The 19,291-nt window shown below is 73.9% G+C and carries 4 protein-coding genes; 3 read left to right on the top strand and 1 reads right to left on the bottom strand.

Going from position 1 to position 19,291, the window contains the following annotated elements; genetic code table 11:
* Positions 1 to 48 precede the first annotated feature (48 nt).
* Positions 49 to 2,790, bottom strand: a complete 2,742-nt coding sequence (locus ACWFRU_RS10875) for a type I polyketide synthase (protein WP_453685774.1) — start codon at positions 2,788 to 2,790, stop codon at positions 49 to 51.
* A gap of 314 nt (positions 2,791 to 3,104) precedes the next feature.
* On the opposite strand from ACWFRU_RS10875, the gene ACWFRU_RS10880 reads away from it, so the two are divergent.
* The 3 genes from ACWFRU_RS10880 to ACWFRU_RS10890 are packed head-to-tail and all read left to right on the top strand — an operon-like array spanning position 3,105 to position 19,291.
* Positions 3,105 to 3,371, top strand: a complete 267-nt coding sequence (locus ACWFRU_RS10880; protein ID WP_453685775.1) for an acyl carrier protein — start codon at positions 3,105 to 3,107, stop codon at positions 3,369 to 3,371.
* A gap of 60 nt (positions 3,372 to 3,431) precedes the next feature.
* Positions 3,432 to 12,710: a type I polyketide synthase gene (locus ACWFRU_RS10885; protein WP_453685776.1), complete on the top strand. Its 9,279-nt coding sequence runs from the start codon at positions 3,432 to 3,434 to the stop codon at positions 12,708 to 12,710.
* 2 nt (positions 12,711 to 12,712) lie between these two features.
* A complete protein-coding gene (locus ACWFRU_RS10890) occupies positions 12,713 to 19,291 on the top strand; it encodes an SDR family NAD(P)-dependent oxidoreductase (protein ID WP_453685777.1) in 6,579 nt (2,192 codons plus the stop codon).

Consider the following 19,291-nt stretch of genomic DNA (forward strand, 5'->3'; position numbering starts at 1 on the left):
AGTCCTCACGCGATGCGGTGGCAGGAAGAGGGAGCGGGGGCCGGGCCGTCACAGACTCAGTACTTCGACGTCGCCCTCCGTCGCGTTCTGGAGGGGCGCCAGCAGACTGCGTGCGACCAGTTGCGCGCAGATGCGGTCCGCGATGCCGAGGGCGCTGTCGCCGCCGAGCAGGTCCTTCAGGGCGAGGCCCACGCCGAGGTCGGTGTGCAGCCGGTGCCGCAGGCGTACGGCGCGCAGCGAGTCGAAGCCGAGCTCGGCGAGCCGGGTCCTGCGGGGTTCGGCCAGATCGACGGCGTCACGCCCGAGCACGAAGGCGACCCGGTCGAGCACCGCGGCCAGGACCGCCTCGCGCCCGGCCTCGGGCTCCTCGACGACGAGCCGCGTCAGCTCCGCGCGCTCCTCGTCCGTCAGCGCGGGGGACGCGGCGGGCAGCACGTCCGGCGCCGCCCACACCCCCTCGTCCCCGGCCGTCGCCCGGGGCGCGAGCCAGTACCTGCGCCGCTGGAAGGCGTACGTGGGCAGCTCGACGCGGCGTGCTCCCGTGCCCTCGAACGCGGCCTGCCAGTCGACGGCGGCACCCGCGCTCCCGGCCGCCGCCAGGAGTCGCAGCACGGCGGCGGGATCGGCGAGCGAGGCGTCCAGGCGGGTGTGCGAGGGATCGGGGTTGCCGGGATCGGAACGGTCCAGCCAGTGCGAGGGAGCGCTCAACTCATCCACGGTGAGCGGCTGTTGTGCGTCTGCCGCGACGATCGGGGTCGTGGGCGGCGCGAAGGTGAGGCCCTCCACTGTCGAGGCGAGCGCGGCCTTGTCGGCGAGCACGGCGGTGAGCGCGCACGCGTCGGCCAGGGACAGCGCGCCGCTCAAGTGCGCGGCGGCGGCCTCCCCGGCGCCCGAGCGCGCGGTCAGCGCCCGCGGGCGCAGGCCGAAGGACTCCAGGAGCCGGTGGAGCGCGACGGTGAACGCGAACTCGGCGCAGTCGTCCGTGTCGTTGCCGTCCAGCGCCTTGCCGACCTCGTCCCAGGCGTGTGCGAAGGCGGGGAACCGCTCGTGGAGCCGCCGGCTGTCCGCGCCTGCGGCGCCGCCGAGACAGAACGTGCCGCCGTCGAGTGCGGTCTTGGTGTCCGCGGGCCCTTCTTCACGCGCCACCGCGCACAGCAGGTCCATGAGTTCGGCGGAGTCCGACGCGACGAGCACCGCCCGTTCCGCGTACGAGGTCCGGGCGCAGGCCAGGGTGAACCCGACGTCCAGCGGCGACAGTTCGGGGCGGTCGGCCAGGTGCGCGTGCAGCCGGGCGGCCTGCTCGCGCAGCGCCGCCGGAGTCCTCGCCGACACCACCCACGGCACGGCCACACCTTCGGGGGCCGCCGCGTCGGCGCGTGGCTCGGGGCGCGGCTCGGGGCGCGGCGCCTCACCCAGGAGTACGTGCGCGTTCGTGCCGCTGATGCCGAACGACGACACCCCCGCGATCCGGGGCCGCTGGGCGTCACGCGGCCACGGCCGGGACTCGGCGAGGAGCCGCAGCGGGCCCGCCGCCCAGTCCAGGTCCTCGCTCGGCCGGTCCGCGTACAGACTCCCCGGCAGCCGCTCATGACGCAGCGCCAGCACCGTCTTGATCACGCCCGCGACTCCGCTCGCGGCGTGCGGGTGGCCGATGTTGGTCTTCACCGAGCCCAGCCACAGCGGCCGGTCCGCGGGCCGCCCCTGCCCGTACACCTCGAGCAGGGCGCCCGCCTCGATGCGGTCGCCCATGGCGCTGCCCACGCCGTGCGCCTCCACGGCGTCGACCTGGTCGGGGGTGAGGCGGGCTTCGGCGAGTGCCTGACGCAGCAGATTCCGCTGGGCGGTGCCGCTCGGCGCGGTGAGGCCGTTGGTCGCCCCGTCCTGGCCGACCGCGGAGCCGAGCAGGACGGCGAGGACGTCACGGCCGTTGCGCTCGGCGTCCGAGAGCCGCTCCAGGACCAGCATGCCCACGCCCTCGGAGAACCCGATGCCGTCCGCCTCGGCCGAGAACGCCTTGCAGCGCCCGTCGCGCGCCAGACCGTGCCGCCGCCCGAACTCCTCGAAGGCGTCCGGCGTCGCCATCACCGCGACACCGCCCGCCAGGGCGAGCGTGCAGTCTCCGTCGCGCAGTGCCCGGCTCGCCGTGTGCAGCGCGACCATCGAGGACGAGCAGGCGGTGTCGAGCGTGACCGCGGGCCCTTCGAGGCCCAGCGTGTAGGCGATCCGGCCGGTGGCCGCGCTCGGTGAACTGCCCAGGCCCAGATACGGTTCCAGGCCCGCGGGCGGCTTCTCGCGCGAGTGCGGGCCGTAGTTGCCGTACACGAGGCCCGCGTAGATCCCGGTCCTGCTGCCGCGCAGCCGCTCCGGTACGACGCCGGCCCGTTCGAGTGCCTCCCAGGAAGTCTCCAGGAGCAGGCGGTGCTGGGGGTCGAGGGCCAGTGCCTCGTGCGGGCCGATGCCGAAGAACTCCGCGTCGAAATCGGCGACGTCGTCGAGGAATCCACCCTCGTACGTGCCCGCTTTCTCCAGGCCGTCCGCATCGGGCGCGTACAGGCCCGCGATGTCCCAGCCGCGATCGGCGGGAAAAGGGGAAATGGCGTCAGACCCCGTGTCGACGAGACGCCACAGATCCTCCGGGGACGTCACGCCCCCGGGGAATCGGCAGGCCATGCCGACCACGGCGATCGGTTCGGCCGCGCGCGATTCGAGCTCCTGGACGCGGCGGCGTGAATTCTGGAGATCGGCAGTGACCTTCTTCAGGTATTGCCGCAGTTTCTCTTCATTCGCCAACGTACCGTCAGCCCCCTGTATTCATCGCCAAGTCGATTCGGGTCGCTCCGCCCTGGCTGCCGGTCAGCAATGTCCCGCGGTCACGTGGCCGAATCCCGCCGAAGGAACGGTAGAAGTGGGGAGCGGGCCCGGACCACCCCTAACCGCCCCCTAGCTCGCTCCTCGGCGCCGCCGCGCGGCCTTTAGGGGATCACCTCGCGATCTAGGGGATGACGGGCCCGACGGCGGTTTCCTACCCTCGAATCGGCTTCTGTCGTGCCTGTCCGTCCCACACCGCCGAAATCTGCGGGCCCCATTCGAGCAGCGGAGGAAGTATGCCCGGCGACGAGATCACCGAGAAGATCCTCACCTATATCAGGAACAAGCACATGGACGGAGATGCCGAGTCCGAACTGGACGAGACGACGCCGCTTTTCGAACTGGGCATCATGAACTCCCTCCACACGCTTCTTCTTCTGCAGTTCATTCGCGACGAGCTCGGTGTCGCCGTTCCCGCGAACAAGATCAACGCGGCCAACTTCAAGAATGTGCGGTCCATCACCGCACTGGTCCACACGGTGGCCGCGGCGCCGGCGTCCTGAAGCGGGCCCCGGGCCCACCGGATCCGCACGTATCGGAGTACGACAACGGAGGGAGACGAGGTGAGCGTTCGGTCTCCCGAACCCATCGCCGTCGTAGGACTCGGATGCCGCTTCCCCGGGGGCGTCCGTACCCTGGAAGCGCTCGGTGAGCTGCTCGAATCGGGTGCCGACGCGCTGACCGAGGTCCCGCGGGACCGGTGGGGCGCCGCCATCCACGACCCACGGCGCGAGCGGCCGGGCACGGTCGTCAGCCATGTCGGGGGCTTCCTCGACGACATCGACCGGTTCGACGCCGCGTACTTCGGGATCTCGCCCCGTGAGGCCGGACGCGTCGACCCGCAGCAGCGGCTGCTCCTCGAGGTCAGCGCGGAGGCGATGGCCGACGCGGGGCGCCCGCTCGGCCAGTGGCGGGGGAGCCGTACCGCCGTGTTCGTCGGCATGCTCTCCAACGACTACACGCTGCTGCACGCCAAGACCCTCGGCACCGCCGGGATCGGCCAGCACTACGCCAGCGGCGTCGAGGCGAGCTTCGCCGCAGGACGCCTGGCCTACAGCTTCGACCTGCGCGGCCCCGTCGCGACCGTGAGCTCCGCCTGCTCGTCCTCGCTGCTTGCGGTGCACCAGGCCTGCCAGAGCCTGCGCGCGGGCGAGAGCGACACCGCCCTGGCCGGTGGCGTGAACCTCCAGATCACCCCCGACATCAGCGTGTTCATGAGCCAGGTCGGGGCGATCTCGCCGAACGGCCGCTGCCGCCCCTTCGACGCGCGCGCCGACGGGCTCGTGCGCGGCGACGGCTGCGGGATCGTCGTCCTCAAGCGGCTGCGGGACGCGCTCGCCGACCACGACCGTATCCACGCCGTGCTGCGCGGCTCGGCCGTCAACAACGACGGCGGCAGCGCGGGCCTGACAGCGCCCAACGGCGAGGCCCAGTCCGCGGTGCTGCGCGCCGCCCTGGCCGCGGCGGACACGGCCGCGGCCGATGTCGACTACGTGGAGGCCCACGGTACCGGCACCCCGCTCGGCGACCTCATCGAACTGGAGGCGCTCAGCGAGGTGTACGGGGCGGGGCGGCGTGACCGTGCGCTGCTCATCGGCTCTCTCAAGGCCGTCATGGGACACATGGACGCGGCCGCGGGCATCGGCGGGCTGCTCAAGGCCCTGTGGGTGATCCACGCGGGCCGGGTGCCCGCGCAGCCCCACATCGAGAGCCTCAACCCTGCGCTCGACTGGGCCACGGCGGGCGTCGCCGTGCCCCTGACGACCACTGACGTGGCTCGCGCGGATGTGCCGGTGCGGGTGGGTGTCAGCGCCTTCGGGTTGAGCGGCACGAATGTGCACCTGGTCGCGGAGGGCGCCCCGGCTCCGGCCCCCGCTCCCGTAGTGGTGCCGGTCGCCCCTCAACCTCCCGCCCCTTACGTCCTGTTGGCGTCGGCCTCCACCCCTGAGGGGCTCGCCACGCAGGTCGACCTCCTTCGCGAGCAGGTGGCGCGGGAGGACGACATCGGCGAGCTCGCGGCGTCCGCCGCCACGCGCCGTACCCATGACGCCCACCGGTTCGCGGCCGTGGCCACCGGCCGCAGGGACCTCGTCGACACGCTCGTCGACCCAGACGATCCGCCCCGGGACGCCTGCGCAGCGACGGTCGAGGACCCCGACGACCCGCCGCCCGCCGTCTTCGTCTACTCCGGGCAGAGCGGCCACTGGCCCCACATGGCCCTCGACCTGCATGCCGCCGATCCCACCGTGCGCGACACCCTCGACGAGTGCCACGAGCTCATCCGCGCCCACGCGGGCTGGTCGCTGCTCGACACCCTGCGGGCCACCGACGACCGGCTCGACCGTACCGACCGCGCCCACCCCGCGATCTTCGCGGTGCAGGTGGCCCTGACCCGCTGGCTCGCCGAGCGCGGTCTGACCCCGGCCGCCGTGATCGGCCAGAGCCTCGGCGAGATCACCGCCGCGTACGCCGCGGGCAGCCTGACGCTGCCGGACGCCACCCGGCTGGTGGTCGAGCGGGCGGACATCCTGCACTCGCGGGCCGCGGGCCTCGGCTTCATGTACGCGGTGTCCGCGGGCGCCGACGAGGTGCGCGAACTGCTCGGCGGGGCCTGGCCCCAGGTCGTGGTCGCCCTCGTCAACGGCCCTGACTCGGCGGTCATTTCGGGCCCGGTGCCCGACCTCGACGCCGCCGTGGCCGCGCTGCGGGCGGCCGGCCTGCGCTGCAAGCGGCTCAACAGTGAATACCCGGCGCACAGCCCGGCTTTGAGCGGTTGCGCGGACGAGCTGTACGAAACGTTGTCCGGCGGGGCCGGTGGCTCCGGCGGGCTTGGCGGGCCCGGCGGGTCTGCCGGCTCGGGCCTGTCCGTCTCCGAGCCGACCACCCGGCTGCTGTCCACCGTCGACCCCGCGGCCGACCTGCGCCGCCCCGACGCCGCGTACTGGCGGCGCAACCTCGTGGAGCCGGTGCAGCTGTGGCCCGCGGTCGAGCGGCTCCTCCGCGAACGTGACTACGCGCTGGTCGAGATCGCCCCGCACCCCATGCTCGTACGGCCCCTCACCGACGCCGTGCGCCGCACCGGCCGCCGCGCGCCCGTCACCGGGACGTTGCACCGCGCCGAGCGGGGCCCGGTGGCGCTGCACAAGACGCTGGCCAGGCTGCATGTGGCCGGGGTCCCCGTCGACTGGGACCGGGTCACCGGCAGGCCGCGACAGTTCCGCACGCTGCCCGTGCCGACCTGGGGCGGCGACCGCCACTGGCTGCCCGGCATCGAGCGGGGCCACCACGGCTCGTCACTGGAGCCGGTCCCCGACGGGGCCGTGCCCTTGAACGAACCCGCACCGGCACCGACGGCACCGATAAGCCCGACGGCACCGATAACGCCGACGGCACCCTCCGACCAGAGCGTCACCATCGCCGACCGCGTCGCCGAGGTGATCCGCGCGGTGCTCGACCTGCCGCCGGACCAGCGCCTGTTGCGCCGACGCGGCTTGTTCGAGCAGGGCCTCGACTCCCTGACGGCCGCGGAACTGCGCACCAGGCTCCAGGCCCAGTTCGGTGTGGCCCTCCCGGTACCGATCGTCTTCGAACACCCGACGGTGCAGGACCTGGCGGCGTACTTGGAGACGGAGGCGGTCGCCGCCCCCACCGACACCGACGCCGCCGCATCGGCGACGGACGACGCCGCGACGGCTGAGGCGGTACGTGCTGGCGAGCCCGTCCCGGGCTTGGCCCGGGATGACGCCGCGACGGCCGAGGCGGCACGCGCCGCCGAGCCCGTGGCGGAGTCCGACCCCGTCGGCCCAGCGACGGCCGCACGCACTGACGCACCGACGGCCGAGGCCGCGCCGACGGCTGGGGGCGTGACCCGCTCTGGCGCTGAGGCGCAGCCGGAAGCCGAGACGGCCGAGAGGGTCGTTGCAGCCAAGCTCGCACCTGGCTCTGCTCCCGCTGACGCCGCGACGGCGAAGGCGGCCGTGACGTCTGAAGCGGTACGCGCTGCCGAGCCCGCCCGGGGTTCCGCCTCCGCTGACGCCGCGACGACCAAGGCGCCCGCGACGTCTGAAGCGGCAGGCGCCGCCGAGCCCGCCCAGGGCTCCGCCTCCGCCGACGTCGCGACGACCGCGGGCATGGACGCCCAGGTCGCCGAGTCCGCGCTGACGGCCCGGACGACGACGGAGCCAGCCCGCACCGCCGAGCCCACCCCGAGCTCCGCCCCCGCCGCCGCGACAGCCGCACGCATCGACGCACCGGCCGCCGAGTCCGCGCCGACGGCCCAGGCCGCTGTAGCGCAGCCACGACCGGAGGCGGTCGCGACGGCCGAGTCGGCACCCGCTGCCGAGCCCGCAGCGGAGTCGGACCCCAACGCCGCCCCCGCCGACAACGCCATAGCCGTGATCGGCATCGCCTGTCGGCTGCCCGGGGCCGGGACTCCCGAGGCGTACTGGGATCTTCTTGCTCATGGGCGGCACGCCATCGGGAACTTGCCCGCGCGGCGGCGGGAGGACCCCGTGTGGGATGAGGTGGGGGGAGATCTGCCCACCCGTGGTGGGTACCTCGACGACATCGCCGGGTTCGACGCGCCCTTCTTCCGGATCTCGCCCCGCGAGGCCAAGTCACTCGACCCGCAGCAGCGGTTGTTCCTCGAAGTCGCCTGGGAAGCCCTGGAGGACGGCGGTTGCCGGCCTCGTGATCTGGAGGGCAGCCGCGTCGGGGTGTACGTGGGCCTGGAGACCGCCGACTACCAGCAGATGCTCACCCGCGACATGGCGGACGTGAACCTCTATTACGGCACCGGCACCTCCTTCGCCGCGACGCCAGGCCGGCTGTCGTACTTCCTCGGGCTGCGTGGCCCGAGCATGGCCGTCGACACCGCCTGCTCCGCATCCCTCACCGCCGTGCACCTGGCCTGTCAGGGCCTGCTCGGCGGGGACTGCGAGGTCGCCGTGGTGGGCGGCGCCAACGTGATCGCCGCGCCCACCGTCCTCGTCGCCATGAACGGCGAGGGCGGCGCCCTCGCCCCCGACGGCCACTGCAAGGCCTTCGACGACGACGCCGACGGCCTCGGCTGGGGCGAAGGCGCGGCCGCGCTCGTCCTCAAGCCCCTGGCCGCCGCCGAACGCGACGGCGACCGCGTCTACTCCGTGCTGCGCGCCAGCGCGATCAATCAGGACGGGGCCAGCGGAGGCCTGACCGTGCCCAGCGGCGCCGCCCAGGTCGCCGTCGTACGGGAGGCGCTCGACCGGGCCGGCTGGCAGCCGCACGAGGTTGACTACGTGGAGGCCCACGGCACCGGCACCCGCATCGGCGACCCCATCGAAGTCCGTTCCCTCGCCGAGGCGTTCGGCCCAGGGAGGGGAGAGAGCGACCCCTTGCTCATCGGGTCCGTGAAGGCCAACATCGGACATCTCGCCCCCGCCGCCGGCATCGCCGGCCTCCTGAAGGTCGTCCTCGCCCTGCACCACGGCAGCATCCCGCCGCACCGCCTGAACCGGCTCACCACCCGGGTCGACTGGGACGCCATGCCCCTCGCCGTGCCGACCGCACCGCGCGACTGGCCGGCGCGGCAGCGCCCGGCACGCGCCGGGGTCAGCTCCTTCGGGCTCGCGGGCAGCAACGCCCACGTCCTGGTGGAGGCCGCTCCGCCGACCCCGAACGCGCCCGCCGACACCGGCTCCGACTCCGGCGCCCCGTACGTCCTGCCCGTCACCGCCGCCACCGCGTCCGCCCTGCCCGAAGCCGCCCGCCGCATGGCGCGCCGCCTGCGGGGCCTCGACGCGGAAGCCGTCGACGCGCTCGTGTTCACGGCGGCCCACCGCCGCTCCCTCCTGGAACACCGGCTCGCGGTGGTCGGTGACCGTGACGAGATGGCCGCCGCGCTCGAAGCGGCCGCCGCGGGCCGCACGGCACCGAACCTGCGCACCGGTCACGTCACGGGGGAGACGGCTCGTTCCGTCACCTTCTGGTACGCGGGCCGGGCCCCGGTCGCCTCCGTGTGCGCCGCCCTGGAGAAGCAGCCCGCCTACGCCCGCGCCCTGGACCGGGCGAGCGAAGCCGTCGGTGAACGCGGACTGCTCGCCCACCACATGGCCGCCACGCACCTCTGGTCGACGTTCGGCGTCGTCCCACACAGCGGTGCGGGGGAGGGCGCCGGAGAGATCAGCGCCGACTGGGCCAACGGTCGTCTGACGCCCGCCGACGCAGCTCGGGCCTGGGCCGAGCGCGGCGCGGACCTCCATGCGGCCCCGGCGGCCATACCGCCGGGCGCTCTCCCGGTCCACCCCGAGATGCCGGACCCCGACACCGCCGAAACCCCCGATCCAGTACGGCAGATGGCGCTCGCGGCGGCGGAGCTCTACGTCAGCGGATACGAGCCGCCCGCTCACCTTCCCGCACGCGGACGCACGGTGAGCCTGCCCGTCTACCCGTGGGAGCGCCGCAGCTACTGGTACCGGGACGCGGCGGCGCTCACGCCGTGCGTCCTTTCCGCCGCCAGCGCCGAGGAACTGCGCCACAAGGCACGGAAGTTGAGCGAGTTCGTGCTCGCCGAAACCGGTGCCTCCGGACCCGGCGCCTCCGAACCCGGTGCCTCCGTGGCCGGTGTCGGCTCCGCGCTCGCGGCCCTTCCCCCGGCTCCGCATCGCGCCGTGCTGTTCGCCGACCGCCGGGAGGAGCTGCTCAAGGGGCTCGCCGCGGTCGCCGGAGGGCGCGAGACCCGTAGGACCGTCGTCGGGTCGACCCGCTCGGCCGCTACGGACCCTGTGTTCGTGTTTCCCGGGCAGGGGTCGCAGTGGCGGGATATGGCGCGGGAGTTGTTGGAGAGTTCGCCGGTGTTCGCGGAGTCGGTGGCCGCGTGTGCCGAGGTGATCGAGCCGTTGACCGGTTGGTCGGTGGTGGAGGTTCTCGGGCGTGAGGAGGAGGGCTGGCTGGAGCGCATTGATGTGTTGCAGCCGGTGATGTTTGCGGTGCAGGTGTCGTTGGCCCGGTTGTGGCAGGCGTGTGGTGTGCGTCCCGCCGCGGTGATCGGGCATTCGCAGGGGGAGGTCGCCGCGGCCTGTGTGTCGGGGGCGTTGTCCCTGGAGGACGCCGCACGTGTCATGGTCCTGCGCAGTCGCATCCTGGCGAAGGAACTCGCGGGCAAGGGCGCGATGGCATCCGTGGGTCTCGCGGCCGCACAAGTGCGGAGGCGCATCGCCGAATTGGGGTTCGATGACGGCGACGCGGTCGTCGTCGCCGGGTTCAACGGCCCCTCGTCCACCGTGATCTCGGGGGAACGAGCGGCAGTGGAGCAGCTCGTGGCCGCCTGTGTCGCCGACGGGCTCCAGGCCCGCGTCGTGCCGGTGACCTACGCGTCCCACTCGCCGCAGGTCGAACGGCTGCAAGGAACCCTGCTCGACGCGCTGGACGGCATCCAGGGAGGCCGGGCCGAGACCCCCTTCTACTCGACCGTGACCGGAGAAGCCCTGGACACGCGGGAGTTGACCGCCGCGTACTGGTACCGAAACGCCCGCCAACCGGTCAACTTCGAGGGCGGCATACGGAGCCTGCTGGCGGCGGGGCACGAGACGTTCATCGAGATCAGCACCCACCCCGTCGTCCTTCCCGGCATCGAGCAGACCGTGGACGAGGTCGGATCACCGGCCGTGGCCCTGGGCACCCTGCGCCGCAAGGACGGCAGCCTGTTCAGGTTCCGTACCGCCCTGGCCCAGGCCTGGGTACGGGGCGTGTCCGTCGACTGGCGTGCCCTGACGCCCGCCCCCGCCACGGAGGTCGACCTGCCCGACCTCGCCGCCGCACCGGCCGGCGCGCAGGCGGACCCCGCCGACGCCGAGTTCTGGGACCTCGTGGAGCGCGCCGACGCCGGGGAGCTCGCGGACACCCTGCGCCTGGACGGCGAGGCCGCACAGGCCCTGGCCGCGGCCCTGCCCGCGCTCTCGGCCTGGCGCCGCGAACGCCACGCGGACACCCTGCTCGACACCTGGCGCTACACCGTCGAGTGGCAGCCCCTGCCCACACCGCCGGCCTCGCAACTGGGCGGCCCCTGGCTCCTCGTGGTGCCGTCCGCCTGCGTGGAGCACCCCTGGGTGACCCGTTGCGCCGAAGCACTCGGCGCCCACGGAGCCGACGTGCGTCAAGTGGTCCTCGACGCCGCCGACGCCCACCGGGAGGCCTTCGCCAAGCAACTGCGCGCGGCCACCGAGGAGACCGAGCCCACCGCAGTGCTCTCCCTGCTCGCACTGGACGAGCAAGCACACCGCCGACACAAGGAGCTCACCGCGGGAGCGGCCGCCGCCGTCACCCTGCTCCAGGCGCTCGACGACCTCGCCAGCGACGCCCCCGTCTGGTGGGCCACCACCCGGGCCGTGTCCGTCGGCGAGTCCGACCCACCGGCCCACCCACGGCAGGCACACGTCCTCGGCACCAGCCGGGTCGCGCTGCTGGAGAACCCACGGCGCACGGGCGGCCAGATCGACCTGCCCGAAGAAGCCGACGACACGGCCGGACGGCTTCTCGCCGCCGCGCTCGCCACGGACGGCGACGAGAGTGAATTCGCCGTGCGCGGGGACCAGTTGCACCGCAGGCGCCTGGTGCGTGCTCCGCTCGCCGGGCGCGCGCCCGTCCGTCGCTGGCGCCCGCGCGGCACCGCCCTGGTCACCGGAGGCACCGGCGGGATCGGCGCCCAGGTAGCCCGCTGGCTGGCCCACAACGGCGCCGAACACCTGCTGCTCCTGAGCAGGAGCGGCCCCACGGCTCCGGGCGCCGCCGACCTGGAGGCCGAACTCACCGCGTCCGGCGTCCAGGTGACGATCGCCGCCTGCGACGTGGCGGACCCCGCGGAACTGGCAGCCGTGCTCGCCGCCGTCCCCGCCGCGCACCCCGTCACATCGGTGTTCCACACGGCGGGCCTCAAGGGCTCCCGGGACACCGTGGCCGTGGCCGAACTCGCCGAGTACGCGGATGTGTTCGCGGCCAAGGTGGAGGGCGCCCGCAACCTGCGCACCCTCCTCGACGGCCCGTCCCTGGACGCGTTCGTGCTGTTCTCCTCCACCGTGGGCGTGTGGGGCGGCGGCCAGCAGGGCGCGTACGTCGCGGCCAACGCGTATCTCAACGCGCTCGCCGAGGAGTTGCGCGCCGAGGGCACGCCCGCCACCGCCGTCGCCTGGAGTGCCTGGGACGGGCCAGGCATGTCGAGCGGCGCCGCCGAGCACCTCGCCGAACGCGGCGTACGCCTCATGGACCCCGGCCTCGCGATGCGGGCTCTGCGGCAGGTCCTCGACCACGACGACACCTTCATCACCGTCGCCGACAACGACTGGGAGCGGTTCGCCGAGGTCTTCGGTGCCGCGCGCCGCCGCCCGCTCATCGGCGACCTGCCCGAGGTGCGCCGCGTCTGGGAACCCGAGGCCGCCGACGACTCCACTGCGGAGGCCGCCCTGGTCCGCAGGCTCGCCGGGCTCACTCCGGCACAGCGGGAGAACGCACTCCTGGAGGAGGTGTGCGCGCAGGTCGCGGCCGTGCTGCAGTACCCCGCGACTCAGAGCGTCGACGCGGAGCAGCCCTTCAAGGGCATCGGCTTCGACTCGCTCACCGGCATCGAGCTGCGCAACCGGCTCAACACGGCCACTGGTCTGCGCCTGCCGGCCACGCTCATCTTCGACCACCCGACACCGGCCGCCGTGGCCGCCTTCCTCGACACCCGTCTGGCCCCCGAACCCGCGGACACCCCGCAGCCGCCCGACGGCACGCCACCGCCCCGTGACCGCGACGAAGCCGCCGCCATCGCGGAGATGACCCTGGACGACCTCATCCAGCTCACGCACCGCCCCCAGGAACGGAGTTGACGATGCCCGCATCAACCGAGGAGATCGTCGAGGCACTGCGCTCCGCACTGACGGAGAACCAGCGGCTGCGCGCCCTGAACGAGGAACTGGCCGACGAGGCCGGCGCGGCCCGCGAACCGCTCGCCGTCGTCTCCATGGCCTGCCGCTTCCCCGGCGGCATCACCGACCCCGACTCCCTGTGGTACCTGGTGGCCACGGGCCGCGACGGCATCGGCGACCTGCCCCGGGACCGGGGCTGGGACATCGAGGGCCTGTACGACCCCAACCCCGACCGCCCCGGCAAGACGTACGGCCGCGCGGGCGGCTTCGTCGACGACGTGGCGGGCTTCGACGCGGAGTTCTTCGGGATCTCGCCGCGCGAGGCCCTGGCGATGGACCCGCAGCAGCGCATCCTGCTCGAACTCGCCTGGGAGGCCCTGGAACGCGCGGGCATCGAGGCGGGGACGCTGCGCGGCAGCCGTACCGGCGTCTTCGTCGGCGCCTCCGACTCCGGCTACCTGCCCGACCTCACCGACGTGCCGCCCGACGCGGAGGGCTACGCCGTCACCGGCAACACCCTCAGCGTCGTCTCCGGCCGCCTCTCCTACGTCCTGGGCCTCGAAGGCCCGTCGTTCACCGTCGACACCGCCTGCTCGTCGTCCCTGGTCGCCCTGCACCTGGGCGCCAGGGCCCTGGCGCGCGGCGAGTGCACGATGGCGCTGGTGGGCGGCGCCACCGTGATGGCCCAGCCCGCCCAGTTCATCGAGTTCTCCCGGCAGCGGGCGCTGGCCACCGACGGCCGCAGCAAGGCCTTCTCGGCGGCGGCCGACGGGTTCGGCCCCGGCGAGGGCGTCGGCCTGCTCGTCCTGGAGCGGCTCTCCGACGCCCGCCGCCACGGCCACACCGTCCTCGCGGTGCTCCGCGGCTCCGCCGTCAACCAGGACGGCGCGAGCAACGGCCTCACCGCGCCGAACGGCCCTTCCCAGCAGCGCGTGATGAGCCAGGCCCTCGCGGACGCCGGTCTCACCCCGGCCGACGTCGACGTGGTCGAGGCGCACGGCACCGGCACCACCCTCGGCGACCCCATCGAGGCGCAGGCGCTCCTGGCCACGTACGGCACGGCGCACACCAAGGACCGGCCGCTGTGGCTCGGCTCGGTCAAGTCCAACATCGGGCACGCCCAGGCCGCCGCCGGAGTCGCCGGAGTCATCAAGATGGTGATGGCGCTGCGCCACGGAACGCTGCCGCCCACCCTGCACGCCGACGAGCCGACCCCGCACGTCGACTGGGAGCCGGGCACCGTGCGCCTGCTCGACCGGGCCCGCCCGTGGTCCGGCGCCGACGGAGTGCGCCGCGCCGCCGTCTCGTCGTTCGGCATCAGCGGCACCAACGCCCACGTCATCCTCGAAGAGGCGCCCGCCGAGGCCCCGCAGGACGACACCACGGCGGAGCCGGCGCCTCCGCTGCCCTCCGTGCTGCCGTACGTCGTCTCGGGCGTCGGCGCCGACGGCCTGAGCGGACAGGGCGAACGCCTCGCCGGGCACGTGGCCGGCCTCCAGGCCGAGGGTCTGCCAGGGCTCGGTGGCACCCTCGCCCGGCGCACCCCGCTCTCGCACCGGGCCGTGGTCATCGCCGACGGTCCCGAAGAGCTGGCCGCCGGTCTCGGCTCACTCGGCGACGAACGCACCCCCCGGCACGTCGTGCGCGGCACCGCACGCGCCCAGGGCGGCCGCGCCGCCAGGGTCGCCTTCGTCTTCCCCGGCCAGGGCACCCACTGGCGCGGCATGGCACGCGAACTCCTCGACACCGCACCGGTCTTCGCCGCGGCCGTCGAGGAGTGCGACACCGCCGTGCGCGCGCTCACCGGCTGGTCGGTGGTGGATCTGCTGCGCGGCGACGACGAGAGCTGGCAGGAGCGCATCGACCAACTCCAACCCGTACTCTTCGCCGTCCAAGTGGCCCTGGCCCGGCTCTGGGAGGCCCACGGAGTACGGCCCGCCGCCGTGGTCGGCCACTCCCAGGGAGAGGTCGCCGCGGCCTGCGTGGCCGGGGCGCTGACCGTCGAACAGGGCGCCCGCGTCGTCGTCGTACGCAGCCGCCTGTTCGCCCGGGCGCTGACCGGCAAGGGGGCCGTGGCGACGGTGTCGCTGACCGCCGAGCGGGTCGCCGAGCGTCTCGCGGGGCTGCCCGGCGACCTCGCGGTCGCCGGCCGCAACGCGCCCCGCCAGGCCATGGTGTCCGGCGACCGCGCCGCCGTGGAGTCCCTGGTCGCGGGCTGTGTCGAGGACGGCATCCGCGCCCGCGTCATCCCCGTATCCGTCGCCTCGCACTCCGTGCAGGTCGAGCAGATCCGCGACGAACTGCTCACCGCCCTCGGCGACATCAGGCCCGCCCCGGCCACCGTCCCCTTCTACTCCACGGTCACCGGCGACCTCCTGGACCCGGGCGAGCTCACCGCCGCGTACTGGTACCGCAACGGCCGCGAACCCGTGGACTTCGAGGCCGCCGTCCGCAGCCTGCTGCGCGACGGCCACCGCGTCCTCGTCGAGAACAGCGCCCACCCGGTCCTGACCATCGGCATCGAGGAGACCGCCCACGCCGTGGGCACCGAGGTCACGGCCGTCGGCACCCTGCGCACCGGCAAGGGCGGCCTGCGTCAGTTCTTCACCTCGCTCGCCTCGGCCTGGGTGGCGGGAACCCCGGTGGACTGGACGACCCCCTACCAGGGCGTCAGCCCCGCACCTGCCCCCACCTACGCCTTCCGGCACGACCGCTACTGGCTCGGCACCAGGGCCCGCGCCACGGACGCCTCCGCACTCGGCGTGACCGCGACCGGCCACCCCCTGATCGCGGCAGCCGTCGAACAGGCCGATGAACAGAGGGTGTTGCTCACCGGCCGCCTTTCGCTGAGCACCCATCCGTGGCTCGCCGACCACGCGGCGGCCGGCGTGGTGCTGCTGCCCGGCACCGGCTACATCGAACTCGCCCTGCGGGCAGCCGACGAAGCGGGCTGCGCCTGCGTCGAGGAGCTGACGCTGCAAGCCCCGATGGTGCTGCCCGAGACGGGCGACGTGCGGGTCCAGGTGGCGGTGGAGCCCGCGGACGACGAGGGGCGCCGGGCCTTCTCTGTGCACTCCCGGACCGGCGACGGCGGCTGGCTGCGACACGCGACGGGCATACTCGGCGACACCACCGAGGCTCCCCCCGCGGACCTCGGCGTCTGGCCCCCGGCCGGAGCCGAGCCGCTCGAAGTCACCGACATATACGGCGAGTTGACCTCCCGCGGCTACGGCTACGGAGACACCTTCCGGGGCCTGACCGCCCTGTGGAAGCTCGGTGACGACGTCCTCGCCGAGGTACGCCTCCCCGAGGCCGCCCGCGAGGAGGCCACGGCCTTCGGCGTCCACCCCGCCCTACTCGACGCCGCCATGCAGGCCGCCCTCGTGGGCGGTGCCGCCCCCGAGGGACTGTGGCTGCCGTTCGCCTGGAACGGTGTGCGTCTGCATGCCGCGGGGGCCACCGACCTGCGCGTACGCATCTCGCCGAGCGGCGTGGGCGCCGTCCGCGTCGACGTCGCCGACCCCACGGGGCGGCCCGTCCTGCACATCGACTCCTCGGTCGCCCGCCCCGTCTCCGCCCAGCAACTCCGCGCCCACCAGAACCCCGCCGCGGACGCCCTGTTCGAGATCGACTGGACGCCCGACACCACCCCCACGGCCGCCTCCCTCGGCGCCACATGGGCCGTGCTCGGCACCGACCCGCTCGCCGCCGCGGAGACCCTGACGGCAGGCGGCGCACGCGTACGCAGGCACCCGGACCTCGCGCAACTGACGGCGGCCCTCGACGCGGGGGAACCGGCACCGCGGGGCGCCGTACTGACCTGCGCGGCGCCCGACGCCGACGACGTTCCCGCGCAGGCCCGCCGCCTGCTGCTCGACGTGCTCGGCACGCTGCGTGGCTGGCTCGCCGACGACCGCCTGGCGGACACCCGGCTCGTCGTGCTGACGCGCGGCGCGATCGCGGTCGCCGCGGATGACGGCGTCACCGACCTGGCGGCCGCCCCGCTCTGGGGCCTGATCCGTTCCGCGCAGGCCGAGCACCCCGGCCGGTTCGTGCTCATCGACGCCGATCCCGCCGAGGACCGCGCGCCGAGGCCCGCCCTGGCCCGCGCCATCGATGCCGACGAGCCCCAACTGGCCTGGCGCGGAGGCGAGACGCTGATGCCACGGCTCGCCCGCGTCGGCAGCGACGGCGCCCTCGTGCCGCCGCCGGGCCGGACGGACTGGCGGGTCGAGTCCGGCGGCCACGGCACGCTCGCCGACCTCGCCCTGGTGTCCCGCCCGGAGGCGCACGCGCCACTGCGGCCCGGCGAGGTGCGGCTCGGCGTGCGCGCGGCGGGTGTCAACTTCCGTGACGTCGTCGTGGGCCTCGGCATGGTCGCCGACCACGAGGGCATCGGCGGCGAGGCCGCGGGCGTCGTCCTGGAGACCGGACCCGATGTCACGGACCTCGCCGTCGGCGACCGCGTCATGGGCGTGATGCCGGGCGCGTTCAGCCCCGTCGTGGTGGTCGACCGCCGCTTCCTCGTCCGTATGCCGGATGACTGGACCTTCGAGCAGGCCGCGTCGGTTCCCGCCGCTTTCCTGACGGCGTACTACGGCCTGGTGGATCTGGCGGGTCTGCGCGAGGGCGAGACGGTCCTCGTGCACGCGGCGACCGGCGGCGTCGGTATGGCGGCCGTGCAACTGGCACGTCATCTCGGTGCCCGGGTCCTGGTGACGGCCAGTCCGCAGAAGTGGGACGTGCTGCCGGAGATGGGTTTCGCGGAGAGTGAGATCGCTTCGAGCCGGTCGTTGGAGTTCGAGGAGAAGTTCCTCGGGGAGACCGGTGGGCGTGGGGTGGATGTGGTCCTGGATTCGCTCGCGGGTGAGTTCGTGGACGCGTCCCTGCGGCTGCTGCCTCGCGGTGGCCGCTTCATCGAGATGGGCAAGACCGACATCCGCGATGCCGAGCAGGTGGCCACCGACCACCCCGGCGTCACCTACCGCGCCTTCGACGGCCGCGACGCAGGCCCGGACCGCCTGGGCGCCACGCTGGCGGAGATCGTGGGGCTGTTCGAGGCGGGCGTGCTGAGCCCTCTGCCGGTGCGGGTGTGGGATGTGCGGCGGGCTCCTGAGGCGTTGCGGTTCATGAGTCAGGCCCGGCATGTGGGCAAGTTGGTGTTGCGGATGCCGGGTGGCTGGGACCGGGACGGGAGTGTGCTGGTCACGGGTGGTACGGGTGTGCTGGGCGGTTTGGTGGCTCGGCGGCTGGTGGTGGAGCACGGCGTACGGCACGTGATCCTGGCCGGCCGCCGTGGTGACCGGGCCGAGGGCGCCAGGGAACTGGCGGAGGAGCTGACAGGTCTCGGCGCGCAAGTAACCGTAGCCGCCTGCGATGTGGCTGACCGTGCGGCGCTGGACGAGCTGATCGCCGCGATCCCGCAGGAGTTCCCCCTCCGGGGTGTCGTGCATGCGGCTGGTGTGCTGGACGACGGTTTGATCGGGTCGTTGACGCAGGAGCAGTTCGAGCGGGTGCTGCGTCCCAAGGTAGACGCCGCGGTCAACCTCCACGAGGCGACCCGTCACCTCGACCTCACCGCCTTCGTCCTCTTCTCCGCCGGAGCGGGTGTGATGGGCATGCCGGGCCAGGGCAACTACGCGGCGGCCAACGTGTTCCTGGACGCCCTCGCCGCCCACCGCCGCGCCCAGGGTCTGCCCGCCGTGTCCCTGGCCTGGGGGTTCTGGGAGCAGGTCAGCGGCATGTCCGCCCACATCGGCGGCGAGGGCCGGGCCCGGCTGGGGCGCGACGGGGTCCTGCCCATGCCGACTGAGCTGGCCCTCGACATGTTCGACGTCGGCTCCGCCGTCGACCGGTCCCTGCTGCTCGCCGCCCGCGTCGACCTGGCGCGCCTGCGCGAACTCGCCGACTCGGGGGTCCTGCCCTCCCTGTGGCGCGGTCTCGTACGAGCCTCCGCCAGGCCCGCGGCCGGTACCGCCGCCGACTCCGGTTCGCTGGCACGCCGCCTCGCCGACACCCCCGAGAGTGAACGCCACCGCCTGCTCGTCGGTCTGGTCCGCGACCACACGGCCGCCGTACTCGGCAGGAACTCCGCCACGGACATCGACTCCGAGCAGCCGTTCAAGGAACTGGGCCTGGACTCGCTCACCGCGGTCGAGCTGCGCAACCGCCTGAACGCGGCCACCGGCCTGCGCCTGCCCGCCACCCTCGTCTTCGACCACCCGACGCCCGCCGCCATCGCCGGGCATCTCCTGACCGAACTGGCCCCGGCGGGCGGCGCACCGGCCACTTCGCAGGTCTACGAGGACCTCGGCCGGCTCGACGCCGCCCTCGCGGAGCTGCCGGCCGACGACGAACTGCGCCACGACATCGCCCTGCGCCTCAGTGCCATGCAGCACGCGCTGACGGGCCAGGCGGCGGCCAGGGACGACTCCTCCGACGCCACCACCTCCGACACCGTGCTGACCCGGCTTGAGTCGGCGACGGCCGCCGAGGTCCTCGACTTCATCGACAACGAGCTCGGCCAGAACCAGGACCGGTGA

Source organism: Streptomyces sp. NPDC055099 (assembly GCF_053607685.1).

Coding starts and splice junctions, on each gene's coding strand:
- ACWFRU_RS10880 (WP_453685775.1), top strand. CDS start 3,105: ATGCCCGGCGACGAGATCACCGAGAAGATCCTCACCTATATCAGGAAC.
- ACWFRU_RS10890 (WP_453685777.1), top strand. CDS start 12,713: ATGCCCGCATCAACCGAGGAGATCGTCGAGGCACTGCGCTCCGCACTG.